Annotated in this window: 29 protein-coding genes and 4 pseudogenes; 15 read left to right on the top strand and 18 right to left on the bottom strand. The window is 60.1% G+C overall.

The window, feature by feature from the left end; all coding sequences use genetic code 11:
• Positions 1-420 precede the first annotated feature (420 nt).
• The 3 genes and pseudogenes from ACFXS9_RS13615 to ACFXS9_RS13605 all read right to left on the bottom strand — a co-directional run bounded on the left by ACFXS9_RS13615 (position 421) and on the right by ACFXS9_RS13605 (position 1,742).
• Positions 421-684, bottom strand: coding sequence for a hypothetical protein (locus ACFXS9_RS13615; protein WP_392689601.1), 264 nt, complete (start codon positions 682-684; stop codon positions 421-423).
• 34 nt (positions 685-718) lie between these two features.
• Positions 719-1,301, bottom strand: a pseudogene (locus ACFXS9_RS13610) (adenylate kinase).
• A gap of 195 nt (positions 1,302-1,496) precedes the next feature.
• A complete protein-coding gene (locus ACFXS9_RS13605) occupies positions 1,497-1,742 on the bottom strand; it encodes a hypothetical protein (protein ID WP_392689599.1) in 246 nt (81 codons plus the stop codon).
• A gap of 29 nt (positions 1,743-1,771) precedes the next feature.
• Here ACFXS9_RS13605 and ACFXS9_RS13600 point away from each other — a divergent pair, with 29 nt between their 5' ends.
• Together ACFXS9_RS13600 and ACFXS9_RS13595 are read left to right on the top strand one after the other, a co-directional pair.
• Positions 1,772-2,554: a DUF2189 domain-containing protein gene (locus ACFXS9_RS13600; protein WP_392689597.1), complete on the top strand. Its 783-nt coding sequence runs from the start codon at positions 1,772-1,774 to the stop codon at positions 2,552-2,554.
• A gap of 344 nt (positions 2,555-2,898) precedes the next feature.
• On the top strand, positions 2,899-4,116 hold the full coding sequence (locus ACFXS9_RS13595; protein WP_392689595.1) for a transporter substrate-binding domain-containing protein: 1,218 nt from the start codon (positions 2,899-2,901) through the stop codon (positions 4,114-4,116).
• Between the two features lie 1,122 nt (positions 4,117-5,238).
• Here ACFXS9_RS13595 and ccoG read toward each other — a convergent pair.
• From ccoG to ACFXS9_RS13560, 7 genes and pseudogenes are all read right to left on the bottom strand, one after another.
• Entirely contained in the window at positions 5,239-6,666 is a 1,428-nt protein-coding gene (gene ccoG, locus ACFXS9_RS13590; RefSeq protein ID WP_392689593.1) for a cytochrome c oxidase accessory protein CcoG, read from the bottom strand.
• A gap of 25 nt (positions 6,667-6,691) precedes the next feature.
• Positions 6,692-7,000 carry a metal-sulfur cluster assembly factor gene (locus ACFXS9_RS13585; RefSeq protein ID WP_392689591.1) on the bottom strand — a complete coding sequence of 103 codons (309 nt, stop codon included), beginning with the start codon at positions 6,998-7,000 and terminating at the stop codon, positions 6,692-6,694.
• Positions 6,997-7,500 (bottom strand): DUF2249 domain-containing protein, encoded by a 504-nt coding sequence (locus tag ACFXS9_RS13580; protein ID WP_392689589.1) that lies wholly within the window; start codon positions 7,498-7,500, stop codon positions 6,997-6,999. Before ACFXS9_RS13580 ends, ACFXS9_RS13585 begins: the two co-directional genes overlap by 4 nt.
• Positions 7,501-7,521: 21 nt before the next feature.
• A complete protein-coding gene (locus tag ACFXS9_RS13575; RefSeq protein ID WP_392689587.1) occupies positions 7,522-8,829 on the bottom strand; it encodes a hypothetical protein in 1,308 nt (435 codons plus the stop codon).
• Between the two features lie 37 nt (positions 8,830-8,866).
• Positions 8,867-10,045: an NnrS family protein gene (locus ACFXS9_RS13570; RefSeq protein WP_392689585.1), complete on the bottom strand. Its 1,179-nt coding sequence runs from the start codon at positions 10,043-10,045 to the stop codon at positions 8,867-8,869.
• Positions 10,046-10,192: 147 nt separating this feature from the next.
• Complete coding sequence (locus tag ACFXS9_RS13565; RefSeq protein ID WP_392689583.1) at positions 10,193-10,390, bottom strand: hypothetical protein; 198 nt, start codon at positions 10,388-10,390, stop codon at positions 10,193-10,195.
• Between the two features lie 362 nt (positions 10,391-10,752).
• Positions 10,753-10,821: pseudogene (locus ACFXS9_RS13560) on the bottom strand (pseudoazurin); the annotation flags it as partial.
• A 372-nt stretch (positions 10,822-11,193) separates the two neighbouring features.
• On the opposite strand from ACFXS9_RS13560, the gene ACFXS9_RS13555 reads away from it, so the two are divergent.
• Positions 11,194-11,895 carry a Crp/Fnr family transcriptional regulator gene (locus ACFXS9_RS13555; RefSeq protein ID WP_392689581.1) on the top strand — a complete coding sequence of 234 codons (702 nt, stop codon included), beginning with the start codon at positions 11,194-11,196 and terminating at the stop codon, positions 11,893-11,895.
• Between the two features lie 307 nt (positions 11,896-12,202).
• On the opposite strand, the gene ACFXS9_RS13550 is transcribed toward ACFXS9_RS13555, so the two are convergent.
• Positions 12,203-12,889, bottom strand: coding sequence for a Crp/Fnr family transcriptional regulator (locus tag ACFXS9_RS13550; protein ID WP_392689579.1), 687 nt, complete (start codon positions 12,887-12,889; stop codon positions 12,203-12,205).
• A 672-nt stretch (positions 12,890-13,561) separates the two neighbouring features.
• Between ACFXS9_RS13550 and napE the strand changes: the two genes are divergently transcribed.
• From napE to ACFXS9_RS13520, 6 genes are read left to right on the top strand one after another with little or no spacing between them, the layout of a single operon-like run.
• Positions 13,562-13,750 (top strand): periplasmic nitrate reductase, NapE protein, encoded by a 189-nt coding sequence (gene napE, locus ACFXS9_RS13545; protein WP_392689577.1) that lies wholly within the window; start codon positions 13,562-13,564, stop codon positions 13,748-13,750.
• Positions 13,751-13,757: 7 nt separating this feature from the next.
• Positions 13,758-14,039: a 4Fe-4S dicluster domain-containing protein gene (locus tag ACFXS9_RS13540; RefSeq protein WP_392689575.1), complete on the top strand. Its 282-nt coding sequence runs from the start codon at positions 13,758-13,760 to the stop codon at positions 14,037-14,039.
• Positions 14,036-14,287, top strand: coding sequence for a chaperone NapD (locus tag ACFXS9_RS13535; protein WP_392689573.1), 252 nt, complete (start codon positions 14,036-14,038; stop codon positions 14,285-14,287). Before ACFXS9_RS13540 ends, ACFXS9_RS13535 begins: the two co-directional genes overlap by 4 nt.
• Before the next feature lie 3 nt (positions 14,288-14,290).
• On the top strand, positions 14,291-16,786 hold the full coding sequence (napA, locus tag ACFXS9_RS13530) for a periplasmic nitrate reductase subunit alpha (RefSeq protein ID WP_392689572.1): 2,496 nt from the start codon (positions 14,291-14,293) through the stop codon (positions 16,784-16,786).
• A complete protein-coding gene (locus ACFXS9_RS13525) occupies positions 16,759-17,256 on the top strand; it encodes a nitrate reductase cytochrome c-type subunit (RefSeq protein WP_392689571.1) in 498 nt (165 codons plus the stop codon). The genes napA and ACFXS9_RS13525 overlap by 28 nt, the downstream gene beginning before the upstream one ends.
• A 9-nt stretch (positions 17,257-17,265) precedes the next feature.
• Positions 17,266-17,961, top strand: a complete 696-nt coding sequence (locus ACFXS9_RS13520) for a cytochrome c3 family protein (protein ID WP_392689570.1) — start codon at positions 17,266-17,268, stop codon at positions 17,959-17,961.
• Positions 17,962-18,184: 223 nt separating this feature from the next.
• Here the strand turns inward: ACFXS9_RS13520 and ACFXS9_RS13515 are convergent.
• The 3 genes and pseudogenes from ACFXS9_RS13515 to ACFXS9_RS13505 all read right to left on the bottom strand — a co-directional run.
• Positions 18,185-18,343: pseudogene (locus ACFXS9_RS13515) on the bottom strand (SOS response-associated peptidase); the annotation flags it as partial.
• 53 nt (positions 18,344-18,396) lie between these two features.
• On the bottom strand, positions 18,397-18,849 hold the full coding sequence (locus ACFXS9_RS13510) for a deaminase (RefSeq protein ID WP_392689568.1): 453 nt from the start codon (positions 18,847-18,849) through the stop codon (positions 18,397-18,399).
• Positions 18,850-18,925: 76 nt separating this feature from the next.
• The gene (locus ACFXS9_RS13505; RefSeq protein WP_392689566.1) at positions 18,926-19,963 is read right to left on the bottom strand and encodes a hypothetical protein; all 1,038 of its coding nucleotides are present in this window, start codon (positions 19,961-19,963) and stop codon (positions 18,926-18,928) included.
• A gap of 88 nt (positions 19,964-20,051) precedes the next feature.
• Between ACFXS9_RS13505 and ACFXS9_RS13500 the strand changes: the two genes are divergently transcribed.
• Together ACFXS9_RS13500 and ACFXS9_RS13495 are read left to right on the top strand one after the other, a co-directional pair.
• Positions 20,052-20,222, top strand: coding sequence for a hypothetical protein (locus tag ACFXS9_RS13500; protein WP_392689564.1), 171 nt, complete (start codon positions 20,052-20,054; stop codon positions 20,220-20,222).
• A 418-nt stretch (positions 20,223-20,640) separates the two neighbouring features.
• A pseudogene (locus ACFXS9_RS13495) lies at positions 20,641-21,183 on the top strand (sce7726 family protein); the annotation flags it as partial.
• Positions 21,184-21,201: 18 nt separating this feature from the next.
• Here the strand turns inward: ACFXS9_RS13495 and ACFXS9_RS13490 are convergent.
• Entirely contained in the window at positions 21,202-22,182 is a 981-nt protein-coding gene (locus ACFXS9_RS13490) for a hypothetical protein (RefSeq protein ID WP_392699760.1), read from the bottom strand.
• 465 nt (positions 22,183-22,647) lie between these two features.
• Here ACFXS9_RS13490 and ACFXS9_RS13485 point away from each other — a divergent pair, with 465 nt between their 5' ends.
• Entirely contained in the window at positions 22,648-22,977 is a 330-nt protein-coding gene (locus ACFXS9_RS13485) for a hypothetical protein (protein ID WP_392689563.1), read from the top strand.
• Between the two features lie 30 nt (positions 22,978-23,007).
• Positions 23,008-23,790 carry a hypothetical protein gene (locus ACFXS9_RS13480; protein WP_392689561.1) on the top strand — a complete coding sequence of 261 codons (783 nt, stop codon included), beginning with the start codon at positions 23,008-23,010 and terminating at the stop codon, positions 23,788-23,790.
• A gap of 397 nt (positions 23,791-24,187) precedes the next feature.
• Here ACFXS9_RS13480 and ACFXS9_RS13475 read toward each other — a convergent pair whose 3' ends face one another.
• Positions 24,188-24,478, bottom strand: coding sequence for a hypothetical protein (locus ACFXS9_RS13475; RefSeq protein WP_392689559.1), 291 nt, complete (start codon positions 24,476-24,478; stop codon positions 24,188-24,190).
• 108 nt (positions 24,479-24,586) lie between these two features.
• Entirely contained in the window at positions 24,587-25,219 is a 633-nt protein-coding gene (locus tag ACFXS9_RS13470) for a hypothetical protein (RefSeq protein ID WP_392689557.1), read from the bottom strand.
• Between the two features lie 156 nt (positions 25,220-25,375).
• Between ACFXS9_RS13470 and ACFXS9_RS13465 the strand changes: the two genes are divergently transcribed.
• A complete protein-coding gene (locus ACFXS9_RS13465; RefSeq protein WP_392689555.1) occupies positions 25,376-25,663 on the top strand; it encodes a hypothetical protein in 288 nt (95 codons plus the stop codon).
• A gap of 65 nt (positions 25,664-25,728) precedes the next feature.
• Positions 25,729-25,890 (top strand): hypothetical protein, encoded by a 162-nt coding sequence (locus tag ACFXS9_RS13460; RefSeq protein ID WP_392689553.1) that lies wholly within the window; start codon positions 25,729-25,731, stop codon positions 25,888-25,890.
• 41 nt (positions 25,891-25,931) lie between these two features.
• Here ACFXS9_RS13460 and ACFXS9_RS13455 read toward each other — a convergent pair whose 3' ends face one another.
• Positions 25,932-26,522, bottom strand: a complete 591-nt coding sequence (locus ACFXS9_RS13455) for a hypothetical protein (RefSeq protein ID WP_392689551.1) — start codon at positions 26,520-26,522, stop codon at positions 25,932-25,934.
• Between the last annotated feature and the right edge of the window lie 129 nt (positions 26,523-26,651).

The following is a 26,651-nucleotide window of genomic DNA, read 5'->3' as shown; positions in this document are numbered from 1 at the left end:
TGCGGTCAAGGCCTATCGAGGCTTCCAAATATCGTCCCGCAGCTTTGCCTTCTCGAGCGTAACGAGATCACCTAAGCACTCGCAGGCAAATTGGGTTTCGCGGTGAAGCCATGGCATAGCTTTCTTATATTCATGGCCGGGAGCAGGACAGGGAGGAATGGCATTAGCGTCGCCGCAAATTGCCATGATCAAACTCCAGAGATTACTGGACCGCATGCCTGAGGGAAGCGGGCGACCTACCGTCAGTAAGGATTTGGTATGCATGTGAGCCATCTCCTGTGGATGGCCCATCGGTAAATACAACAAACAAACTCGGCAATTTCGCTCCATGCCTTAAGGGCAATTCCCTACGTAGAGTCCCGGAGGTGCCGCTTCAGGAGCGGACGGTTGCTCGCCGTTAATCGCGTCCCAGATATGGGACTAGCTCACACATTGGGGGCACACGCGGTCAGCGGCATCGGCAAGCTGTCGCGCAATCTCTGCCATCAGGACCGTATGATCCCACCCTGTGCCGTCGCTCTTGACGAGGTTTCTGGCACGATAAAAGGCATGGGTCTCGGCGGCGTCGTCACCGATGCGGATAGTCACCTCCGGATGGAAAGGGCAAACCGCCGTGGCCCGCGTCGTCAACAGCGCATGCCGCACGGCCGACTGTAGATTGTCGGCGCAGGTGTCTACAGACATCAGAGCCTCCCGTTCCTACGCGAATTTGTCGCATTCACGCGGCGAGAGCTTCGAAGAGCGAAGTCGCCACGTTATTCACTGGTTGTAGGCCGTCAATGCTCTTGAGAATTCCCTTCGCTTGATAGTAGTCGGCGAGCGGTGCAGTCTGCCGGTGGTATTCATCCAGGCGGATTCTCAATGCGCCTTCCGTGTCGTCCGCTCTTACAGTCAGTCCGTTAGTCGTGGCTTCTTTGGCTCGATTGAGAATGCGACCCAACAGGACTTCTTCATCCACCTTCAACTCAACCACGCAGTCGAGATTGAGCCCATTCGTCAACAGAATGTCATCGAGCGCAACGGCCTGGGCGATGGTGCGGGGAAATCCGTCGAGTATGAATCCCTTCCTGGCATCAGGCCGAAAAATACGCGCAGCGACTACGGCAATCACAAGCTCGTCTGGAACGAGCTCGCCGCGTTCCATCACAGCCTTGGCTTTCTTCCCGATCGGAGTTCCTGCCGATACGGCGGCGCGCAGCATATCGCCGGTGGACAACTGCGGAATGGCCAACCGCTGAGCCAATCGTATCGCCTGAGTTCCTTTCCCCGGATCCAGGCGGTCCCAATAGAACGATCCTCATCGTACTGTCTCCTTCGATCGTGATTACTGACCTTCTTTGGTTCAAAAGGCCGTCGAATTGACCATCATGGCCCGGCGCTGAACTGGTCCGGCTTAGTGGAGCCCCGAACGAAATTCGATGGGGCTCCTGCGAACGCCTGAGCCGCCCCCGTCGAGCGGTCGGCACTCTCTGATGTTGGTAATGTTATGGCCCTCGCTAAACGCCGCATTGAGCGAAATCAAAAAGGTCGTCGACGTGACCTGACGAACGACGCGGTGCGGGCCCGAAGAAGTGATCGAATGAGAGCATTGCGATACCAATCGTTTCTTCTGTGCGTCCAACGAATTTGCCCCAGGCCGCATCGACGATCGCAAGAGCGGGCGAGGGAGCACACCTCGTGCGAGTGGAGACACCAAAAAGATTGACGCAGATCAATACGCTGTCATCGATGACCTGCATCATTCAAGAAAGCAAATCGGGAGGGGGCGCCGATGACGTCCGTGTCTGGCAAGATCGATCCGGTGGTGCGCCGCATCACATCCGCTGACATTGCCGAGGCGCTGGGCCAGGGCTTGCGCGATTTTCAGGCCGTGCCGCTTTATGGGCTGGCCTTCGGCGCGCTCTATGCCGGGGGCGGCATGGTGATCCTGCTCAGCCTGACAGCATTCGACATGATCTATCTGGCCTATCCGCTCGCAGCTGGATTTGCGCTGCTCGGGCCGTTTGTCGCGATCGGCCTTTACGAAGTGAGCCGCCGGCGCGAGGCCGGGCAGCCAATTTCCATGCGCGGCATCTGGTCCACGGTGAAGTCACGCGGCGAGATCGGCTGGATGGCCCTGGTCACTGTGTTTTTCTTCGTGATCTGGATGTCTCAGGTGGGATTCCTGTTAGCATTGTTGATCGGGCTCAAGGCCTCATTTTCCAATCTCCGGGAATTTATTACGATGGCGCTCACGACCAACGAGGGCGTGCTGTTTCTTGCCATCGGCAACGCCGTCGGCGCGGCGCTGTCGCTGATCCTGTTTTCGCTAACGGTCGTGTCGTTCCCGCTGCTGCTCGACCGCGACGTCGATTTCGTCACCGCGATGGTCACCAGCGTGCGCGCGGTGGTGACCAGTCCTATCCCGATGATCGGATGGGCCGTCGTCATTGCCGTCTTGCTGATCGTCTCCGCGCTGCCGTACTTCCTCGGACTTCTGGTGACGCTGCCGGTGCTCGGCCACGCGACCTGGCACCTGTATCGGCGCATCGTCGCGTCTGACGCGCTTTCCTAGCCGTCATTCCGGAGATCCGGGCGAAGCCCGCAGACCCCCGAGATTGTAGGGAAGAGATTCCGGGTTCGCGCGCCCCCGGGATGACGAGCTTACCCATACGACCCGATCCCATCTGCTTCAGCGCCGCCAGCATCCGCTGCGCGGGTCGGCTATTGCATGAGCGGGCGGGTTGAGCGAACGTTGGAGCCGATCGTCACTGCGCCACCGCTTCTCGAATGCTTGGCCTCGTTCCGGCGCGTCGGTTCCGCATCGCGCTGACCTGGTCGACGTCCCCCAAGCAGACGAAATGCTGCCAAATAGCAATGCTTCGGTCGACCGATCTCGATACGTAATTGAGGTCAGCAATGAGTTCGTTCGGGCAACCTCCGGCAGTCCCGCACCACGGCGCATATCACGGGCGGGATTTCGCCCACGAATCCGTTAGCCGTTTGGAGCGGCGAGATCGGGCCTCACAAGGCGAGCTCTCGATGTCGTCATGTCCACTGGTCTTGCTATGTCTTCTGTCGCTGGTGATGCTTGCATTCGGCTGCAGCGCGGTTCAAGCGCAAGGCACAATCCCTGACAGAGAATTGGTTGTAGCGACCAAGGAGGCCCCGCCCTTCGCGATGAAACAGCCGGATGGGAGCTGGGGCGGTATCAGCATCGAACTCTGGAGAAAGATCGCTGCGGGAGCGCAGCTGCGCTTTCGTCTGGTCGAGACCCAGAACGTGCAGGATCTGCTGGATGATGTCGCGAAGGGCAGCCTCGACGCCGGTGTCGCAGCGGTAACCGTGACCGCTGGCCGCGCACGCAGCGTCGATTTCACCCAACCCTTCTACAACACCGGACTCGGGATTGCGGTGCCGATCAACGAAAGCGCCTGGCGATCGATCGGAAGGGCGCTTCTTTCCTTCGGCTTTTTCCAGGCTGTCACGGTACTGCTTTGTTTTGCGATGGTGGTCGGCTTCCTTATTTGGCTGTTGGAACGCCGGAAAACGGAACATTTCGGCGGGGGAGCCAAGGGGCTCGGCTCCAGCTTTTGGTGGTCGACCATTGCCATGACACAGGCAGGCGCCGCCCAGAATGCGCCAGCAACGCTTCCAGGGCGGATCGTCGCAACCGGGTGGATGATCGCTTCCGTTATCGCCATAGCCGTGTTCACCGCAGGCATCACCTCCACGCTCACGCGCCGAGGGCTCGAAGGTGCCGTTCACGGTTTCAACGACCTGCGATCCGTGCGCGTCGGCGCCGTCGCTAACTCTGCGACGACCGACTACCTCACTCGTCAGCAGCTTTCCTTTCGAGCGTTTCCAGACCTTCAAAGCGGCCTATCTGCATTGAGCCGTGGCACGATCGATGCCTTCGTCCATGATAAGCCGCTCCTGACCTGGGTCGCTCGGAAAGACTTCTCCGCCTCGGTTCGTATTATCGACACCAGCTTCAGCAGCGAGAGTTATGCGATCGTGCTGCCGAAAGGCAGCACGTTGCGGCCCATGCTCGATCTCGCCGTGCTCGATCAGATCGAAAGCGATTGGTGGCGACAGACGCTATTCCAAGCGCTCGGAAATGCACGATCTCCCTAAGTGACCGTTGCGACCCAATTTTGGCGCAGTCCGCGCTCTAACTCGCGGCGTCTTCCTGTTCGGAGGCGGTCAATCTGCGCGCGGATATCCGTAGGCAATTCTTGTTCCTCTATCAAGATCGAACGGAGTCGCTCACCGATCTCTTGGACGATCGCGTGGCTATGCATGTAGTCGATGTCGATGGACGGCCGCATCCGTTAATTCCGCTGAGGATCCTGATTTTCCAACACTTGGGCGGATCGAATGTTTCTGTTCCATATGCATAAGAATGAGGCGGTCCCCAACGTGGATGGTTGCGGCTAGTCGGCGGGGACTGGGGCCCGCAAGTAAGGCGCTTCGCGCGGAGATCAACCAAGAGGTCGGGGTGAGCGCGACCCCGGCAAGAAGTTCGGATTGATGAATGGAACCGGGGTCGCTTCAGGGCGACACGTCGCCAGCAGTTCTACGCGGCTTGCCGGCATTCGTTCCCTCCGAAGGAACGGTGATCAATCGGCAACGCTTCACTGGCCACGGGGGCTGGCGCTTGGGCGCTTCACATGAAAGCGAGAACGATCCCATCCCAACGAGGGTGTACAAGCCGGTCACGGTCAAGCCGAGACAGACGTCGGCCATTACGGTGTCGGATGGTGAGTTGACGGATCTGACCTGCACGGCACTTCCTCGCGCAATCTGTTCAGCCCATAGACATCACGCAAAACGCACGGAATCGTTCCGGTCGAATGGTCCGAGAACGAACGTTGGTGCAAGTGCGTTCTGTTAACAACAGGCTTGGTCTTGGAACAAATTGAAGGGATTAGCCAGGCCGCAGCCGTCGTCAGTCCTGTGCGGAATTCAACGCGACTCTCCAGCGCCTGAATTCATCAGTTTGGCGACGGGATTAGACGCTCACTTTGGTGGGCTCGCATGTGACGACCAATCGCTCGCGCGGAAACGTTTGAATCAAAAGGCCGCAGCCAACGTAGCGCTGCGGCCAACTTGAAAAATATCAATCGCTGCTGAAATGCCCTGCCCGGAAATGCCCCTTTTTAAGCACAATTGGCGCGAGCATTGGATTCCGGGAATCTACGGATTGGAACTCCGCTACCCGTGGCTGATCGCGGCCACCGCCTTGGAGACCGCCTCTCAGCGATCGATGAATCGGTCGCGAACCGAAAGAGCGGCGCCGCCGGCGACTTCCTTCGCCACGAAGATGACGTCGGTGTCTCTGGGATCGACCATCGTCAGGGTGACGCGCAGCGTCTCCGATCCGTCCGCCGGGACCGTGATTGACCCACCGGGCTCGCTTCCGACAATAGTCATCGTCGCATCGAGACCCTCGACGCCGAGCGTATAGCGCTGCGGAGACATCGACTTGTTCAGCAGCTTGACGGTATAGGCGTTTCTGACGGAACCGTCGGAAAGTCGGACGGACAGCGGATCGCGGTCGTGCTGCACGGACATCGCACCACTGGTTCTCAACGCGAACGATACGACGAGGGCGGCAGCCAGCGCTAGACAGGTCGCCGTCAACGCGATCGTCTTCGGCCGCACGATGCGGGAGACGCGGGCCTCGCCACGGCGGCCACGCTCGATGTTGTTCCAGCTTTCATAGTCGATCAGTCCGCGTGGCCGCTGCAGCTTCGTCATGACTCCGTCGCAGGCGTCGACGCACAGACCGCAGTTGATGCAGGCAAAGTTCGGCCCCTCGCGAATATCAATCCCGATCGGACAGACGGATACGCAGAGCCCGCAGTCCACGCAATCTCCCGACGACTCTCCCCTGGCGCGAAGCTCGGCCGCCTTCTTGGCCGACCTCCGCTCCTCGCCGCGATAATCCCGGTAATTGACCGTGAAGGCTTCGGGGTCCCAGATCGCGCCCTGCAATCGCGGCCACGGGCACATGAACGTGCAGACCTGCTCGCGCGCGAAGCCCGCCAGTCCGTAGGTGGTGCCTGCGAATACTCCGATCCAGCTCAGTGCCGTCACGGACGCTTCACCATGGGCGAGCGCGTCAACGAGGGCAGGGGCGTCGGTGAAGTAGAAGACGAGCGTCCCGCCGGTAGCGAAAGCGATGAACAGCCAGGCGGCGTGCTTCGCTCCAATCTGCGCCGCCCGCCGCAACGTCAGCCGCGCTCCGATATTCTTGAGGCGCTGGCGGCGATCACCCTCGATAAGCCGCTCGACGAGGAGGAACAGGTCTGTCCACACCGTCTGCGGACAGGCGAAGCCGCACCAAAGTCTTCCACCGATCGCGTTCGTCAGGATCAGGATGGCCGAGGCAAGAACGAGGAGACCAGTGACGAGATACAGATCCTGCGGCCAGATCTCGACGAAGAAGGCGTAGAACCTTCCATTTTCAAAATCCAGAAGGACGGCTTGGTTGGGAGCGTTTGGCCCGCGGTCCCATCGGAGAAATGGAACGACGTAGTAGACGGCCAGCGTCAAAATCAGAATTGCCCACTTGAGGCGCCGGATCCGTCCCCGGACGGATTGCGGTACGACGGGCGACGGGTTTCCGCCGCCCGTCTTTGCCCGTGACTTTGCGTGGTCGATTTCGATGGTTAGCGCCATTCTCCCTGCCGATTTGTAAGAGGCTTCAATTCTGGAAGCCGAGTTCCTCTCTCGCGTCCGGCGTCATCAGATCGGGCGTCCATGGCGGCTCGAACGTCATCGTGACATCGACCGACTTCACGCCCGGCACCCGAAGGGCGCTGTTGGACACGCCTTCCCTGAGAAACCCGGCGGCCGGACAGCCGGGTGTCGTTGCCGTCATGACGATCCATACCGCGCCATCCTCGACCGATACGCCGTACACGAATCCGAGGTCGACGATGTTGAGACCGAGCTCCGGATCGATGACCACGCGGAGCGCGTCCCGGATCAGGTCGACGAGTTCGTCCGTCATGCCGGGGCCCGGACGGTCAATTCGTAGGTCGAACCGTCGGGCGTGAAGCCACCGAGCCAGCGGAAGCCGCGCTTCTCGAGTTGCGGGAACAGGAAGACGGGCTCGCGGCGCAGCAGTGCGGAAAGGGTCTCGCCGGGCCCCAGCTTCTCGGCGGCAGCGAGGATCCGGACCATCGGCTCGGGAGGATCGAGGTCGCGATTGTCGAGCTTGACGGCAGGCTCGGGCCAATCATCGACCGCGGCGGCGGCGGAAGAAACCGTCGCTTGCTTCGTCGCCGCGGGCGTAAACAGAACTTCCCACTCGCCGGCATCGAGGGGCTGCTCGGAATGCACGAACCCTTTATCGGCCATGACGGCGAACAGCGGGATCGGCTTGAAGGTGGCGTAGAGGCGGAGCCCCTGCGCAGGCTTGAGGCTTTCGAGCGCGGACATGATGACCGAGAACGGCTCCCCGCCTGCACGTAGGATCGGACGGACGTCGACATCGATGTATTCGGTCATGTTTTTCCTTTCTTCGATTCGTTAGCTTTTCGCGAACAGCAGATGGGGCGCGCATGCGCCTCCCGTGAGGCGCAGCGGGCTCGCGACGTAGGCAAGCCGCCGCGTCCGGATCACTTCCCGGACGATGCCGACAATTCCGATGGTCATCACCGCTGCGGCCGCCCGGAACGCCGAAGATTTGCCGGCCAGCAGCATCAGCGTTCCGAACCAGACGGCGGCGTAGTAGGTGAAGAACCACTTCGACGCCTGCCCCTCCGCGACAAGATCCTGAACGCGGGGAGTGGCGGTCCGTCCCATCACAGGACCATAGGTCTCGAGCCAGGTCAGGAACGCTACGATCTTGTACAGCTTGGCGAGGACCAGACCCGACAACCAACCGAAGACGCCGAGGAACACGAAAGCGCCGAGATGCGCGGTGAACGTCTCGGTCGCGACGAGCGCCGTGCCCATGAGCCCCGTCGCAGCCAGGCTCGCGAACGACAGCGTCGCCATCCGCATATTGAGCTCAAGCTGCCGCCGCTTGCGGCCGCGGAATATCCCGACCACGTCGCGCCCGTACAGAGCGGCGGTCGCCAAACCGAGAATGGCGGCGATCGACAACACGACGTTCAATCCGGAAGAGAGCCCGATCGCAAGGATTCCGCCGACCACCGGAAGAGCGATCGCGAGCGAGCCGGCCGCCAAGGTCATGCGGCTCTTCCGGTCGTCGACATCAGGCGCGAGCATGAACATGGACAGCAAGCGGTAGCTCACGCCCATGGCCGTCAACGTGAGCCAGCCACCAAGGCCGGCGATCGCGTGCAACGGGACACCGGAAGCGAGCATCGATGCCCCGACCGATCCTGCCCATCCCGCGTGGGCGAAGGCGAACGCCGCGCCGAAGGCGACGGTGGCACAAAGCGAGGCCAACCCGACCAGGACGAAGCGCGCGGGCCCCGCCGGTCGATGCCAGGCCGTCAACCCGAGATCGACCACGATGAGGCCGAATCCCGCGACCAGCAGAACCGCCCCGACTGGAAGAAGCCAGAGCCAAGCCGGCAAACGGCCTCCCAAGCCAAGAAAACCCGCAAGCAACGAGGCGAGACCGGTTCCCAAAAGGGCCAGTGCGGGCAAAGCCCACTTCTCCGAAAACAACGGCTTTGCGACGAGAACGGGCACGAACTGCAGCAGCGCGCCGCACATAGCCACGCTCAGCCAGCCGATGCAGACAACGTGCACAAGGACGAGCGTGTCGGGCGATGCAAGATCGGCCGCAGGAAAGCCGACGCCAGCGACCATGAGCACCAGCGCAACGAACAGCCAAGCGACCGCCGTCGCGAAATAGCTCATCGTCCACCTTGATATGCTGGCGCCGATCATCCTGGCCTCAGAACTTGCGTGCGCTGCACAGGAGCGGAGCATAGGCGAGCGCAAAGCCCACAAATGCCCCGGCCCACGCGATGCCTGCGATCATCAGCAGCGGGATCGAATAGACAGGGTCGAGAGCCGCGCATACCCGCGCCAGCGCGGCGACGACGATCGAGGCATAGACGACTTGAGTCGCGATGGAAGCCGAAAGCGCCTGTCCCGTATGGCCAAGCGAGGCGCGCGTCATTACCGCTATCGTCATCGAACCGATTGCGCCGCCGGTCCAAGCGTGGATTCCGGCGCTCGGAGCGACGATATCAATCGAAGAGAGCGCCGCAAGAAAGAAGCCGACCGGCACGAACGCGTAGGCGACATGGAGGATCAGGACGAGACGGTCCGACACAGTCCGATGCCCGGCCCAGCGAGCGAGGCGGACGAGGTGGAGAACTCCGGCTATGCCGAGGGCGCCCGCAGCGAAAAGACCCAAAGGGTTCAAGGTCCATGCGATCATGGCGCCGGCACCGGCGACCATTGCGGTTGCATCGAAGCGGTCGAAGGGAACCGGCAGCCGACCCGGTCCACGACGCGCGAGCCAGTTGCGCGTGAAACTCGGAACGATCCGTCCCCCGATGACGCAGACCAGCGTGACGACCAGCGCGACGCCGGCGCGGGACGAATACTCCGCGATGCCCTTGAGATGCGCCTCGACATGAAATGCAATGTTTGCGACCGCGAGCAGCGAGATGATGCCCACCACCTTCAGATTGTTCCACTTGCGTCCGGCGACGATCTCGCGGGCGGCGGCGGCTGCGAGAAGCAGCAGAAAAGCGGCATCGATCGCAAGCGCGATTTGCCATCCGATGAAACTGGAGAACGTCGCAGCTAATCTTCCTGCGAGCCAAGTGGCGAACAGGGTCGCGAGCGGCGCGCCCTGGATGGGAAGACGGCCTGTCCAGTTCGGAACCGCCGTCAGAAGAAAGCCTGCGATCACGGCGCCCACGTAGCCGAACAGCATTTCATGGACATGCCAGTCCCGCGGCGCAAACGCGGTCGGAAGCCGGACGTCGCCAGCGAACACCGCGAGCCAGAGCGGAACCATCGCGCCGGCGTAGATCGCACCGAAGAGGAAGAACGGCCGGAAGCCGTGCGAGAACAGCGCCGGTCCCCGGTAGGCCCTCAATTTCTGCATCGTTGCCATGGCTCTCTTCCTCTTTCAGCGGCCCTGATCGTAGGCGGTCGCAACTGGCGGCTCTTTGTCGAGGCACAAATTGCACTATCGTTTGCCTGGGCGTTTGATCTTCGACAAAGATCGCGCAGTGTTCGATCGGCATTCTCGAATCTGTCATCAACGGAGGATGCGATGCGGATTTTCGAGAGACTGCGCGGACGGGGCCAGGGCGAAAGTAACATTGAGCGGAAGCTTCTCGAAACCATCACCAGCGATCTTCTCCGCCGGATCGAGGATGGAACCGAAACCACGGTTTTGCCCGAGAGCAAATCGACGTGCTGCTCCTGCTGCTCGGCCGAAGACCCGGCGCGCCATTAATCGCGCCAATCAATGCGGTCCTGTCCCTCGCAGCAGAACATCAAGTGCCGTGCTGTCCCGCGCGATGGCTGACTTCGATCGCGCTTGCTCTGGACGATTGCAATCTCGAACTCGGCCGCGTCCGTGTGGCCAGCACCGAGGCCTTGCGATTCCCGTGCCGGCGCAAGTCCGGCATCGGATAAAACGTCCGGACAAACGAAGGGTGCTCGTTCATCCGACTCACTGGAGAAGCTGGCGTCAGGAACCCGTCACCTGGACGCGATCTTGCCGACATGCGGGACCGTCTTGGCCTGATTGACGTCGGCCGGGGCACCGACCATCACGACCATGCATATGCCGTAGTGAGGAAGGCACTTCACGCCGTAGACGCCCTCCTGCTCGAACTTGACGGCGAGGTCCTCACCGTTCTTGCCGACGAAGGGCGTGATCCTTGTCGGTGGGCACGAACTTCACGATATCACCCGGCGCGATCTTCACGAAAGCGGGCTCGAAGACCATCGCGGCGCCGTCGGTCCCTCGTTCAAGAGCTTGACTTCGACCTCCGCGGCCCGGGCGTCCCCGGTCGGGATCAAAAGCGCTGCGGCAGCAAACAACATCGCAGTCTTTGCCATGTTTTTCGTCTCCTGGAACCTTGAGCCAGGGGTCTTCCGGGCTTCGCTTGCATCAGATATCCCGCCGCGACCTAAGGAGATTGATCCAGCGCAATCTCCGCGCGGAATCCTGGCTTAAGAACGTAGCGAGCCGTTGAGGCCTGCTTCGGCCGCGGATACGGTGCGCGGCGCATTGGAACGAGGATATCGATGGCTGCAGTCGACCGGTCGCTGGTCGCGAAACTGCCAATGTTCGCTGGGCTTACGCCCGGCGAGCAGGACGAACTGCTGCGCGAGTCGCGTTCGATCCGATACCCGAAGGGGACAGCGGTCTTCGACCAGGGCGCACAAGCTGATCGCTTCTTCCTCCTGCTGCATGGGCATCTTCGCGTCGAAAAGACCACGCCGCAGGGGCAGCAGTCCGTGGTCCGATATGTGTCCGCCGGCGAGCTGTTCGGCGTGGCGCAGGCCATGAGCCTAACGCACTATCCGGCGACCGCCGTCGCTGCCGTCGACAGCATCGCGCTCGCCTGGCCATCGTCTTCCTGGCATCGCCTGACCGTCAAATTTCCGAGTCTCGCCGCGAGCGCGCTGCAGACCGTCGGCAGTCGCCTGCAGGATACGCAGGCCCGCGTCATGGAGATGTCGAGCGAGCAGGTCGAGCAGCGTGTGGCGCATGCGCTGCTCCGCCTTGCCAAGCAGGCGGGAAGGAAGGTCGACACCGGCGTTGAGATCGACTTTCCGATCAGCCGGCAGGACGTTGCTGAGATGATCGGAACGACGTTGCATACGGTCAGCAGGATTCTCAGCGCATGGGAGCAGCAGGGCCTGGTCGAAGGTGGACGACAACGCATCGTGCTGCGCGAACCGCATAAGCTGTTCAGGATCGCCGAAGGGCACGGCAAGGAATAGTGGCGAGCGGCGCTTGCCAGGAATGCGCAGGCCGCGTGCGCGAGTCAGGATTCCATGCGTGAAGATTGACGGAGATAAATACCAATCCGCCGCGGCTTTTTCATATGTGCCGCGATGTCTGCGGCAACTCATCCAATGCTTGTTGTCGATGACGAGCAACGGCCATTTCACAAGATGATCGAAAAGGTGGCGCGCAAGCTCAGCAACGGCTTATGATCTCGACGCGGGGATTAGTTAGCAAATCTCGGCCTCTTAAAGAGTGATGGCGCTCGGCAAGCCGTGGCCTCATTGCCAACTTTGATCCGACCTACACGACACTTTGCTGATGGATCAGACGCTGCATCTGGTCGGCTTGCAAGACGGTAACGCGTTCGCGGGTGCTGCGTACAATGCCGGCACGTTCCCAACGCTGCAATATGCGGCTCACCGTGAAGAGTGTCGTGCCGCAGAAATCGGCAAGGTCGCGCCGCGTCATGTAGACATCGCTGCGGTTGCCGCCGTCCCGCTTCGAGAATCGGATGAGAATACGGGACAACCGCTGCTCGACGCTTCCTTGGACAATATCTTCTATTCGCTGAACGAGCTCATCGGAATGATCGCCAACCACCGCAAAAGCGTTGAGTATCAAATCGGGCACTTCGCGGAATGTTTCGAGCACGTAGGTGGTGGACCAACGCAACACCACGGTCGGTTCAATAGCAATCGCGGACTCCGAATAGGGACGATTGCGAAAGACGGACGCGCAGGCGACAACGTCGCCAACACTTGCAAAGCCGCGCATGGTCTGCGCCCCGTTGGCCTTTAATGAACGTAGTTTGACGGCACCGTCCAGGATGAACATCAGGTAGGTCGAGGCGTCGCCCTGCCGAACAAGTTCCGCCTTGCGGGGGAAGGTTAAGCGCGCGGCCTCTCCAGCCATGGCTTCGATGCGTGATGGGTAAACGCCGCGAAAGAAAAGCGAACGCTTCAGAATAGCTAACTCTCCTGCCAACATCACTCAGGCAGAGCTGCGCGGCGAGGCGGCCAATAGGGCGGGCGAATTCATTCTATGCATTGCTAACATCGTTCCAATTGTCTCATGCCTAGATGCATGAAATGTCCGCACGCTTCGTTGTCCTGGGACAAAGAGCGCCGCAACTCCGTCGAACAACAGAGGATAAAAATTGGCGGGTTGTTCTGATTTGCCCAGGTTCTGATTTGAAGGACTGCTCCGGTGCTTCGCCGTCCACAATCGCACTGCACAATCCCGGAATCGCCCAGAGATCGGTATCTTCCGGCTGTGAAACACTGGCCGAGCGTTTCCTGGCCATGCCACCAGAGCCTGCCGATGATCGGCGGCTCACCGAGCCAGACGCTGACGGCTGAAGAAACAGCCCCGATTCCTTGATTCGGATGGGCGCCATAAAACAACAACGACGCATTTCGGACGCGCCGGGGCTTAGCTCCGGGGAGCAATGACGCAAAATGATCAAATAACTTGAGTGTTTTCCTCTCTTTGTTTGACCCAGATCAATGAAGGGTTTTGAGACCCCGCTACGCTGCCGATCCGCGCGGTGCGCGATCTCGACGAGTCGCCGCGCGTTCTGCCCGACGACTGTCTGCAGACATGCGGGAACGTGCGGCAGGCTTAAGAATTGTTGTGGTTCCGAGGGCGGTAGGTCATTTTATGCTCGACACAGGTAAGAATGACGCGGAACCGGACAGTAGGCCCGGCCGACGTGCGGAATTGATTGTATTCGCCGTCATCGCTGCCTTCATCTGGCCGGTGGTCGCCGTTGGCGTGGTCGGCGGTTACGGTTTTCTGGTCTGGATGTCCCAGTTGATCCTGGGTCCACCCGGCCCTCCGGGGGCATGAGGTCGCCATGGAAACCCAGGGACCCTCCCGCCGGGAGCTGTTTCGCGGTCAACTCCTCTCCAGGCCGGTAGCCATAATCGGCGACGGTTGCCTTGCCGAAGCAGGCATCGTGTGCCGCTCCTGCGGCGATGCCTGTCCGGAAGCCGCCATTCGTTTCCGCCCCCGAATTGGACTGCCGCCCCAGGCCAGCGTCAATGAGGCCGGCTGCACCGGCTGCGGCGAATGCGTCAGCGCTTGTCCGGGCGACGCCATCATTCTGGGCGCGGCTCGCGGCGGAGCGCCGTCATGACGGAAGAAGCGACCATCCACATTTCGAGCGCGGTGGTGTCCGTGCTGCCCGATCGCCGGGAGGAGGTCTTGCGCACGCTCGCGACGCGACCCGACATCGAAGTTCATCACGTCGATGCTTCGAAGATCGTCATCGTCATGGAAGCGGCCGAGAGCGGCCTTCTCGGAGCACGCCTCGCCGAAATAGCAACCTGGCAGGGCGTCCTGTCCGCCAACATGGTGTTCGAGCAGGTCGAGATCGGAGACTAGAACATGCCACTCTCGCGACGCGAATTATTGAAAGCCCAGGCCGCTGCCGTTGCTGCAGCAGCCGCCGGCATGACGATCCCGGCGAATGCGCAGCCGGTGGCAGGCGGAATCGGATCGCTGGAGATCAAATGGTCGAAGGCGCCGTGCCGCTTCTGCGGCACCGGTTGCGGGGTCATGGTGGGCGTGAAGGAAGGCAAGGTCGTTGCGACCCACGGCGATACGCTCGCCGAGGTCAATCGCGGGCTCAATTGCATCAAAGGTTATTTCCTTTCCAAGATCATGTATGGCGGCGACCGCCTGACGACGCCGCTCCTGCGCAAGAAAGGGGGCGCCTTCGACAAGAACGGCGAACTGACGCCGGTGACATGGGACGAGGCCTTTGAGGTGATGGCCGCCCGTGCCAAGGCGGCTCTCAAGGAAAAGGGCCCGACCGCACTCGGCATGTTCGGTTCGGGGCAATGGACGGTCTACGAAGGCTACGCCGCCACCAAGCTGATGCGGGCGGGCTTTCGCTCCAACAACCTGGATCCGAATGCCCGTCACTGCATGGCATCGGCGGCGGTCGCCTTCATGCGCACCTTCGGCATGGACGAGCCGATGGGCTGCTACGACGATTTCGAAGCGGCGGATGCGTTCGTGCTGTGGGGCTCCAACATGGCCGAGATGCATCCGATCCTGTGGACGCGTCTCACCGACCGGCGATTGAGCCATCCGCATGTCAAGGTCGCGGTGCTCTCCACCTTCACCCACCGGAGCTCCGATCTCGCCGACATCCCAATCGTGTTCAAGCCGGGCACGGATCTAGCGATCCTGAACTATATCGCGAACCACATCATCTCGACCGGGCGGGTCAACCAGGATTTCGTCAAGAAGCACACCACCTTCGTGAAGGGCACGGTCGATATCGGCTACGGGTTGCGCGCGGACCATCCGCTGGAGATGAAAGCCAAAGGCGCGGCGACGGCCGGCGCGACACAGCCGATCGATTTTGACGCGTATGCAGCGTTTGTGAAGGATTACACGCTCGACAAGGTATCGGAGCTTACCGGAGTAGAACGCGGCTTCCTGCAGGAGCTCGCCGAACTCTATGCCGATCCAAAGCGCAAGGTGATGTCGCTCTGGACGATGGGCTTCAACCAGCACGTTCGCGGCGTATGGGCCAATCAGCTCCTGTATAATCTGCACTTGCTGACCGGGAAGATCTCCGAGCCCGGTAATTCGCCATTCTCGCTGACGGGGCAACCATCCGCCTGTGGCACGGCGCGCGAGGTCGGCACCTTCGCGCATCGTCTGCCCGCCGACATGGTCGTTACCAACCCGGAGCACCGCAAGCACACCGAGGAAATTTGGCGCATCCCGCACGGCATCATTCCGGAAAAGCCGGGTTACCACGCGGTCGAACAGGATCGGATGCTTCGCGACGGCAAGCTGAACTTTTACTGGGTTCAGGTGAACAACAACCTTCAGGCCGCGCCGAACAACTCCCGCGAGACCTACCCGGGCTACCGGAATCCGGACAACTTCATCGTCGTCTCCGACGCGTATCCGACCGTCACCGCGATGGCCGCCGATCTCGTTCTTCCCGCCGCGATGTGGGTCGAAAAGGAAGGCGCCTACGGCAACGCGGAGCGCCGCACGCACGTTTGGCGGCAACTTGTCAACGCTCCGGGAGAGGCACGGTCCGACCTCTGGCAGATGATGGAGTTTTCGAAACGCTTCACCACCGACGAGGTGTGGCCGGCGCAGATCCTGGCGGAGAATCCCAACTACCGCGGCAAGACGCTCTTCGACGTATTGTTCAAGAACGGCAAGGTGGACAAGTTCGCAGCCACTGAAATTCCCGCCGAGTACGAAAACCGCGAGGCCAAGGCGTTCGGATTCTACGTTCAGAAAGGTCTATTCGAGGAATACGCCGAATTCGGTCGCGGCCATGGCCACGATCTGGCGGCGTTCGACACTCTTCACGAGGTGCGAGGCTTGCGGTGGCCCGTCGTCGACGGCAAGGAAACCAAGTGGCGCTATCGGGAAGGTCTTGATCCCTACGTCAAGCCGGGCAGGGGCGTTGACTTCTACGGCAACAAGGACGGCAGGGCGAGGATCATTGCCGTCCCCTACGAACCGCCGGCAGAATCTCCCGACAAGGAATACGATGTCTGGTTGGTCACCGGCCGCGTACTCGAGCATTGGCACTCGGGCTCCATGACCATGCGGGTGCCGGAGCTCTACAAGGCCTATCCCGGCGCCAGGGTCTATATGCATGCGGAGGACGCGCGCGCGCGAGGCATCAATGAGGGCGCGGAGGTCCGGGTGGTCTCCCGGCGTGGCGAAATCAGAAGCCGGGTCGATACCAAGGGGCGCAACCGGATGCCGCGCGGCGTCGTCTTCGTTCCATGGTTCGATGCCAGCCAACTGATCAACAAGGTAACGCTGGACGCAACCGATCCCATTTCCAAGCAGACGGACTTCAAGAAATGCGCGGTCAAGATCATTCCGGCCTGAAGAAATTGCGCGGTCCGTTGGCGGGTGCTCTGCTCGGCGGCATGCTGGTGTTTGTCGGCGGCGCGATCTACGCCCAGAACGCACCCCAGATCGTGCCGCGCGTGACCGGCGCTGCTTCGCCGATGGAAGATGTGCCGGCGCCCGCGCTGGCGCGGCCGGTCATCGATGACAAGCGGCTGATGCGCAACTATCCGGAGCAGCCGCCGGTCATTCCGCATTCCATCGATAACTATCAGCTCACGCTCAAGACCAATCGTTGCCTCGATTGTCACCGGCGACAGTTCACAGAAGGCTCCGGTGCGCCGATGATCAGCGTCACCCACTTTATGGACCGCAACGGCCAGGTTCTCGCCGACGTGACGCCCCGGCGATATTTCTGCACCGCCTGCCACGTCCAGCAGACGGACGCGCAGCCGCTCGTCCCAAGCACGTTCAAGGACATGCTTCTCGTCGGCTCCGAGAAGAAGTGAGAACGTTCGATGCAGCGGCTCAAGTCACTCCTGGTCTGGTTCTGGCAGATTGCGAGCCGCCCCAGCGCGCATTTGAGCCTGGGCTTTCTCGCGCTCGGCGGCTTCGTCTGCGGCGTGCTGTTCTGGGGCGGTTTCAACACCGTGCTGGAGGCAACCAACACCGAGAAGTTCTGCACCTCCTGTCACGAAATGCGCGCCAACGTTTTCGAGGAATTGCAGCATACACCCCACTTCACGAACCGTTCCGGGGTCCGCGCGAGTTGCCCCGACTGCCACGTCCCACACGACTGGACCGACAAGATCGCTCGCAAGATGCAGGCCTCGAAAGAAGTCTGGGGCCATATCTTCGGCACGATCGATACCAGGCAGAAGTTTCAGGACATGCGGCTTGAGCTCGCCAAGCATGAGTGGGCGAGGCTGAAGGCCAATGATTCACTGGAGTGCCGCAATTGCCATTCGTCGGCGGCGATGGATTTCACCAAGCAGACCAGACGCGCGGCCGAAATCCACGCCAAATTTCTCGTTACCCGCGAAAAAACCTGCATCGATTGCCACAAGGGAATCGCCCATGAATTGCCGGACATGACCGGCATTGAGCCGGGGTGGCGCGCGCCTCCCGAGCAGAGGGATCGGCACAGCCTCATGGAAGAATCCCGCGGCGCGCTAGGTCGCTATCTGGCGTCGACCGCTTCCGAATCTCGCTGAGCGTCGGCCATCTGGCTTGGACGCTCGCGAAATGATCCGGCGTGACCAGTACCTAGACGCACGACGTCGCCTATCAAGCCGTGAGAGCTGGGCATACGAGCCTTCCGTGCCGATGGAAGACCTTGTGGCGAGGATCGCGGTGGTCGCCCCAAATCTCCTATCGTCCGAAAAACGTCGTCATTGTCATCCTGCAATTATGGAGGGGCGGCATGCCCTAACGCATCGTCATTTCGCGTCCGTCGCCGGTGTTGCGGACGACCGGCGCCGGATAGTCCGGAAACACGGCCGGCATCGGCGGCAGGTTGCCAATGTAGCGATTGATCACGCGAAAGAGGGCGCGGATCGCTTCTTGGTTCGTTGTGATCGAATAGAGATGGCACATTTTGCTCAGCGCTCTACAGGCCACCATGAGCGTCAGGGGGCAGCGCGGGTGAATTATCCGGCTCTAAAAGCGCCCAAGAGGTCGGCTAACGCCCAAGTTTCATTTTCTGTATAGGAGGGAACTACCATGTCCACCATTGGACGCATCTCATCTTTGAGATACCAGTCACGCGCTTTGCCGTCGGCCTTTTTTCGCTTCCCTTTCTGGAAGAGGTCTCGATAGCGGAATGGAGAAATCCCCATAAATGGAACAAACGAAACTTTATCAGGTGCCTCGGCTTCTATCTCGATCTCATCGGGATGGAGGTCTTTGGCACGGCTTTTCGGATAAGGCTCCATGTAGACAACGCGTTTAACCCCGCTTGCCAAGATATGCTTCGTACAGTTGTGACAAGGAAACGTAGTGCAGTAGAGGGTCGCTCCCTTGATGCTTCGCCCCAAGCGGGCAGCATCGCAAACGGCCAGCATTTCCGCATGAACCACCCTCCCGTACTCAGTGAGATCCATTATGCGGGAGCCAACAAGCGGCCCGTTGGGAAGCGGCTCCTCTTGCTTGCTAATCAGGTGATCTACGATTGCTGCATCATTTCCAATTTCCAGTATTTCTTTGCTCAGATAGTTCTTCTTTCTTAGTCGCTCCACGAGGTCCCGCACTATCTCTTTCTTGTGCCGATCGTTTGGATCGAGATCCTTTCTTGATATCGCGATGATCTGGCAGTTCCAGGTCCCAGTACGTTCCACCGTGAGCTTTCGGAACTTCATTACAGCCTTGCGTGATTAATTCGCCATCGTCAGTGAACAAGGCAGCCCCGACCTGCCGTGACAAATCTGAGGACCGAAGGGACGCCGACTTGGCGGCATACATGCCGTACTCGTCTTTAGAAGGAGCTATGTCATTTCGTCCGAACAGCGCGGCAGTGAATCGCTCAAGCTTGTCGTCCATCTTTGCTTTGCTCAAGCCGTCAATAAAGACGTCAGCAAGATGAAAAGTTTCGCTTAGCTGTTGCCCCAAAGCCTCTTGATCTTCCGCAGCGTCTCTCTCGATCAGCTGTTCGGCGTAAAATCCTATCTCGGCGGGGGTCGTTGCCGTGGAAAGCTCACCTCTTAAGCGACGGCAAAGCTGCTCTTTCCGCTCCTGTTCTGGGGCGTAAGCCGAGGCCAGAATGAACTGCTTGCCATAGACCTTCCGAAGTAACGTTACCTCCTCAGGTCGTTTTAATTGTCGAATGATGTAGACGTGCTTGGCCCTGACCTTATCCAGGGCGCCGGTTCCCGTCTTGCGATCAGCACGTATGGCGTCAATTGCTATGCGCGAAAGAATGTCCGGATTGCCATATTGCTTCCGCAAGGCATTAGCTTCGCTCATCTTGCGCATGTAAACGTGATAGGTATCTTCAGGGCCGGACCATTTGGCGATTTCTGCCAATGAGTCCTCATCCGTGATTTTGTAGCGCGCTATTTCTGTTGTGAGCTTGATGAGGGAGCTTTCGTACCCCAAGGTATCAAATGCAGCCTTAATGCTCTGGGTTATTTGATCCATATCGACGCCGATCGGCCCCGCAATGGCTACTACAAGCTCTGGATAATCCAACGAAGAAGGTTGGTCTTTCGAGGCGGTCATGGTTTACACACCCTTAACGAAAGCTGCCTAGCGTGCTAGGACGGAAACTGTCGGGAAACGATTCTGGTCAAAGGCGAAGGATTTCAAAATGGCCGCCGAAGTAAAAGACCGATCCCCAGGGGAACTGGAACAACTTACATCTGCCATCAGGGTGATGGCGAGTCGAGTTAATGCTCAATTTGTGGTTGACGACAAAAAGACCCAGAACTTTGTTGCGGCTGGCGAACAGCGCGACCGGGCTGTCAAGAAAACAGCCTGATTTACAACGCTGATCGGCGCGAAGACCGCGCTCGGTGACTTCGTCAGGAATCGTAGACAAGGCCAGGCCGGATCGGCTTGGACTTGGTCTCCCGGTCGACCTTGAACTGGTCCAAATGCCAGGCGAAGGCGAACAGCGGCCGAATCCGTTCCAGGCGAACCCGACGACATTCTCACTTCTTGGGTCTCCGCTCCGGAGCCGTTCACCGAGACTAGGCAGCGGCTCTCCGGCTTCAGCGGCCCCGCCGGTCGGTGGGGAGTGTTGCGGGCCGCAGCAAGGTTTGCTGTAATCATCAGCCGAGCGCACGGCAGTCCGTCACGGCAAAGCAGGCGAAAAGCTCTAGTTAATCCATCTCGTTGTAGACTCGCTCTAACTGCGCTACTTCGCACGCGGTTAGGGGCAGCATCTAGAGAGCTGAATGATGAGAGATTTCGACGTGCGAAAAGCCCTTCGCCGGGAACTCACTCGACAGCATCTTAATGACCATCGAACACGCGTCGTCGAGGAGATGGGCATCTGGTCCGGCAGCGTTCGCGTGGATGTTGCGGTAATCAACGGCGAACTTTGTGGTTACGAGATAAAGAGCGCTCGCGACACCCTTGCTCGATTGCCTGCTCAGCAACTTCTCTACAATCAGGTTTTTGACCGCGTCACGCTGGTGGTTGCGGAACGCCACGCCGATAAATCAGCGAAGCTGATCCCGCTATGGTGGGGAATGTTGGTTGCCGACTCGGGGCCGGATCAGCACGTCTTCCTTCGCGGAAGTCGTCAGGCTTCACCAAATCCAGGCGTCGACCCCTTCCAGGTGGCTAGATTACTTTGGCGTCAAGAAGCAATTGTTGTCCTGGATCGTTATTCCCTCGCAAAAGGCTATCGCAGCGCTTCGGCTGACAAACTCTGTCAACGAATTGCTTCTGAACTTCCGGCTGACCTTGTGAGGCTGGAAGTTCGCGAAGCACTGAAGCAACGTACCAACTGGTCACGGAAGTCTGTCCACGATCAGAGCGAAGTGTCGATTGGCGTTGATCTCAACCCACTGCGGTCGTCCGCCAGCGCTGGTCCCTGGGTTATTTGCGATTGTTGTGATGCGCTGATCGGCCCAGCAGCCGGGCAGGCCGCCGAAGTCAGCGCGTCTGACTAAAGTTCTAGCGTGACCGCGATACTGATCGCCCATTGGCAAGCCGGAGGCTCCGGTGGTCCGACGACCCTTGATCATGACCCAGTTGTCGTCGATGGCGTACCTGACGCTGACCGTCGCGCCTGCCATTGCCATGCCCGGCGGTTCGGTCAGGTCTCGGTGAGATATTCCGAAGTCGGCGAAATCGATAGGCGCGCCACCTTGAGGAAGGTTGCGCCAACAGAGCCAATCATTTCGAGGCACTACGGTTGTGCCGGGGCCGAGCTGACCGAAGTCTTTTGGCGCAGACGAGCTTGCCAGCGTCACTGACCGCCACGGCGTGCCCGGTACACTTGCTTGCAAGATGTGGCCCACATAACCAGCGAACGATACGGGATCAAATTCCGCGATGTGGCCGGCGTCGATCAAAAGGTCGATGTTGGTCGGAGCTTGGTTGAGCTGCTGCGCGTAGGCAGCGGCTCCCGGAAGCTGGCTTGGCGTGCACTTCAGCATCAGTCCCGGGCCAGCTCCGGACCGTCCAACATGAGCTATAGCCGCCCGATTGTACCCAGCGACGGCGCCCACCTCGATCACGGGGACGACTGGGACGCCAGCCGCACCGAGGCTTCGAAACATTCTGTCGAAGTCGCCTGAACCGCCGGTGACGTTGTAGTTGAAGGCACCGTCTAGGAAGCACCTGCGCCCCGACCAAGCTGTGGCCATACGACTCACGAAAGTTGCCGGGGGCCGTTCGCCAACATGGAAGACAGGCGCAATCCGGTCTCTTTGATTCGTTGGAAGCTGGAGCAGCGCGGCAGCCTCGCCAGACTTGGTCTTAAGCATCGGTCGGTAAATAAAAGGCATTTGAACCTCGAATCGTTCTGAAATTGTGATTCGAAGTTGTTACTACCGCTCAAATTGCGCAATGCGTGTTCCCGTCTATCCTTGTTATTCACACCTGTCGTTCAAATACCTTCACCGCTCGCCCGGCCACCATGTCGACGGCGGATCGTCGGCCGAAATTTTCGTTGGCCGCAAGACCTAAAGGGCGAAGGGCCGGTCCGCGCGAACGGGTGCAGAAGTCGCGCAACAAGAGTCGATGTCACGTGACACCGAGTCCAACGTCGTGCAGCTTCCCAGTGATCTCAGCAAAGGCGTCGGAAACCAACGGGTTTTGTCATCGCCACGTTGACGCAACTTCGCGCGCAGCATTACGTTGCACGGTATGAGCTACATCGATACCGACCCTTAGCATAACAAACGCGAGTCGACCCGCCGGCGTGTCCGCTGCGCGATCCTGACAATGGTGTGGACGTCACCAGCCGCTTCGATCCGCATTTGCTTTCGGTCGCCGCGATCGACGCGCTTGGAATGGACCAATGCCATATCGAGCTTGACGACCGCGACGGCCGCTTGCGGATTCCGATCGCCGGCCGGTTCTCACGGGTCTCGGTGCTGATCGGCTGGCACAGCGAGAGCTACTTCTATTCCTTCGATGGCTGGATTTGGATCGTGGAAAGCGGCTTCTCGCGCGGCACCGGCGGCCGGCGGCTGTGGATCGACGCGATGGGCGTGCCGCGCGACGAAGGCAAGTCGCCGATGCAGAAGATTTGGGCGAAGGTGCGCCCGGCTGGCTAGCAGGAGGGCGAAAAGATTCCGCTGCTGAAGGTGCTGCAGGAAGCCACAGAAGCGTCCGGCTTGTTCGATCGAGATCGGCCGTCATTTGCCAACGTGGCGCGGGACTATTGGCAGATGTCGGGCGAAAGTTTGCGGCATTTTGGCGAACGCCTTGCCGAAGAACTCGGCGGCTATTTCAAGGTTGCCGGCAAGACCGCGTACTTCCGCGAAGCGCCGGACCTGTCCGGCGGCATCGAAGCGGTGTGGGGCAAAAACCTGATCGAGTGGCGCGTCAGGCCGTACATCGCCCGCACCAGCTGGGGCGGCTCCGAGCAAGATCACTACAACATCGCAAAGGGGCTTTGGGACAAGACGCTGAAGAACTTCGGCGAGGGCAGCGCGATCACCTCGCTGCCGTTTCCGGCGCCGAACGCGAAGGTCGCCGGGCAGGCCAACGACGGCGCGGAAAACTTCGTCAACGCGACCGGCGGCGTCGGCGGGGTGATGATCAACGGCGAGCCGCAGGCGCGCGCCGGCATGGTGCTTACGATCAGCGGCGCACGCGAGGACGTCGACGGCACTTATGTCATCGACGAAGCGCATCACCGCTATGAGCGCGGCGGCGGTTACACCACGCTATGCAAGCTGCGCTTTCCGAACGCGAAGGCCCGGGTAGGTAACACGAGAGCGCGTCATCGATACTACGCGGCGGTACCCGGGGTTGGCTGTGACGGATCGTCCAGTTCGCGGAGCCGGTCGAGTTGCTTTCCGATGTTCGTTGGCAACTCTCGATCTTCCTTCAACCGCTCCCGTAGTCTTTCGCCGATTTTCTGAACGATCGCGCGGCTATGCATGGAGTCGATATCAACGCTGTTTCGCATGACGGTATGGCTCCAGTCTCGCGAAGGCGCCAATTAACCAGACGCGTTGCCGCACCTCGCACCAGGACGAAGATCGAGACCGCCGATTTGGGCTATCGCGTGCGAACAGCAGGTCCAGCAGACCTTTGACTATCCGCGACAAGCGCCGTCGTGAAACGGCGGGGCGACGGTCTCGCACACCAAGCAAACGATGAGGAGTTCTGTTCCCGGTCCGATTAACGGATATTCAGATTCCTCGCGGAAGCGGGAACTTGGTTGGCGTGGCGAGCGGGAACTTTCCCGATTTCAGGCGCTGTGTGATCGTTCGCGCTCGGCAGCGCGCGCAAGATCGGCGGCACAGTTCGGGCGAATCAGCCCAGAATAGCCTTGATAATGATCCAGAGCAGGAACAGTCCCATGATCGTTCGAACAGGACGCAGTAGAAGCGGCTGTATCGCAAGAAGCAAATTGGTGCGCTGCTGCTCCCGAACAAGGCGATCCAGAGATTCTTGTTCCTGGCTCGGCTCCTTTGAAGGTACGGCCTGCGCCGATCGCGGCGGCGGCAGATTGTTGGCCAGGGCCTCGGCGCGGCGTTGGCGGGCCTGCGCGATCAACTGATCCGGGCCAGGGAGCACATTTTTTGATGATGGGTTATTCGACACGGTCGGCCCATTCCTGAATCAAAGAAAATAAGTTCTATCGTTTAGTGAGCCTGCTTTAGGGCTTCTAACAACCGGGTCGGGCGCGCGACCCGGGCGAGTGCAGGACGATCATTTCGGTCTTCTTGCGCCAGCGCGGGCCTCGATCACCTTGGCGATGCCCTCGCGCCTAAAGCGGTCGCGCTCAAAGCTTACCCAAGCATCCGCCGTGGGAAGTATGTTGCGCATCGGCCTAGAATAATCCGCTTTGATTATCTCCTCGGCTTCCTCCCGCCATTTCTCGATGCACTTCTCGAACGTGAGAGCGGCGATCCGCTCGGCGGGCTCCATCGGGTTAGCAACGGCGAACTCGACTAGCGCAGCGTCGCTGCATTCGTCCGGGTTTCCGGGAAAAAAGCGGTATCTTAGCGCGCTCACATCGGTCGTGGTGCGCGCCATCTCGATCACCTTGACATTGGCCACGCGCCTGTAGTGCTCGCGCGCATAGCTCATGACATCGCTGAGCGTCGATGTGCTGGGCATGCCAGAGCTGGTCGAAAACTCTGGGTGAGCTAAAGCCGCCTTGGCTTCCGTCTCCCACTCCGCGATGCATTTATTAAAGGCGGCGTCAACGATGCGATCTTCGGGATCGATCGGGTTGGCGACCGCGATGTCGATCAGTGCGGTATCGCTGCATTGGAATGCGTACCGAGCGCTCGCCGGGGTCGCGAGCAGGATCAGGGCGAGGACGATGATGGTTCTCATTTGACGGCCTTGATGTCATCGCCGCGCACCAAGGCGACGGCTTCGGCGTATTGCCGCTCAGCCTGTTCCCAAGTCGAGCAGCGCCACTGCGCAAGATCGCGCTGGCCGCCGAAATATCATGGTCTCGAGAAGGAGCGGTACTCCGGTCAAATCCGGATGCAAGCCGGCATGGAAGCCGCTAACCTCATGGTGCAGTGGCAGCGCGACTTTGTCGACTGGTGGAATGCCAATGTCGGGGTGAGGCAAAGGGCTAACAGCAAGGTCAACGCAGACCTGCGTTCACCTCTATCCCGCGACATGGCCGAGGAAGAGACGCGGATCAGCCAGCAGCAGGTCTCGCGCTGGCGCAATGGCTTGAAGCGATCGGACTATCCGATCCGGATTTTCAATGCGGCCTATAAGAAGGCCATGGCCGACAAGCAGCGTCGCGGGCATAGGCCCTGATGCAGCTGCGTGCTTCTTGCCGTGGTGCGATATGGTCCAGTTCGCGCCAGCGGGAGAAACTAGCGGTGGATCAGATTCAGGCAAGACCGGAGGCGGAAGCCGAGGACCCGGAGGTAAAGCGGGATCGGGAGCTTCGGGAGGGCGCGATCCAAAACCTGGCCGATGGTCTCAAGATTACCGGCGAGGAAGCTCTAAAGCTTCTGCAGGAAGCGGAGCCGGGGTTCTAGGCAACCGGGTTGGTGGGCGACCCGGTTGTCTAACCGGGGTGTCACCAAGCCTGCAGCCGATCGAGGTGCGCGACGGCTTCGGCGGGTGTGCACTTGTAGAGGTCCATCGCGCGGACGATCTTTTGAAAATTCCATTCGAAATTCGCCATGGCTCGGCCCATCCCCTCCGGTTCGAGCTTGACGACTTGAAGTTCTGGGAACCGTGCGAAGACCGCAGCGGAAATTTCCGCGCGCTGGTTGTCGGTCATGCCGCCGACCGGTAGCTCCAAATTAGGGAAGTTTCCTAATATGCCTGATGCTTCATAGTTCAACATCATTCCGCTCGCCGCGTCAGGTGCAGTGATCGGGGCGCCGATCACTTTGTCGATCTTGGCACACTCTTCAGGAAAACGTTGGCGCGCTTCCTCTTCGGTGAAGCCCAGGCTCGCCCATCGGTTTAATGTCGAGGTCCAAATCTCCGGACCGTAGCCGGTGATGTCGGCATAGCGGCAAGTGTCGCCATGCCGCGAGAGGACAAGCCGAAGCCAGTCGCGATGTCCCTTTTTCAGGTAGTAGTACCCTGGCTGCACCAGTGAGGGCGTGACATGTGTAATCATTGCCGCCTCAATCGCACTGCCAGCGCGCTCGATCAATCCGGGGGAACTACGGAAAAGCTATTGTGGCGCATCAGCTTGTCTAGGAGCGCGCTCAAAGGTCCGGTTCCGCTTCCTGCAGAAGCTTTAGGGCTTCCTCGGGGGAAATGCTCCGCCGCTTGGCCACCA

The sequence above is a fragment of the Bradyrhizobium sp. RDI18 genome (assembly GCF_043203335.1).
GTDB lineage: Bacteria > Pseudomonadota > Alphaproteobacteria > Rhizobiales > Xanthobacteraceae > Bradyrhizobium > Bradyrhizobium retamae.
The sequence above is the reverse complement of the archived record's forward strand: the minus strand, read 5'-3'. Positions and strand labels throughout refer to the sequence as shown.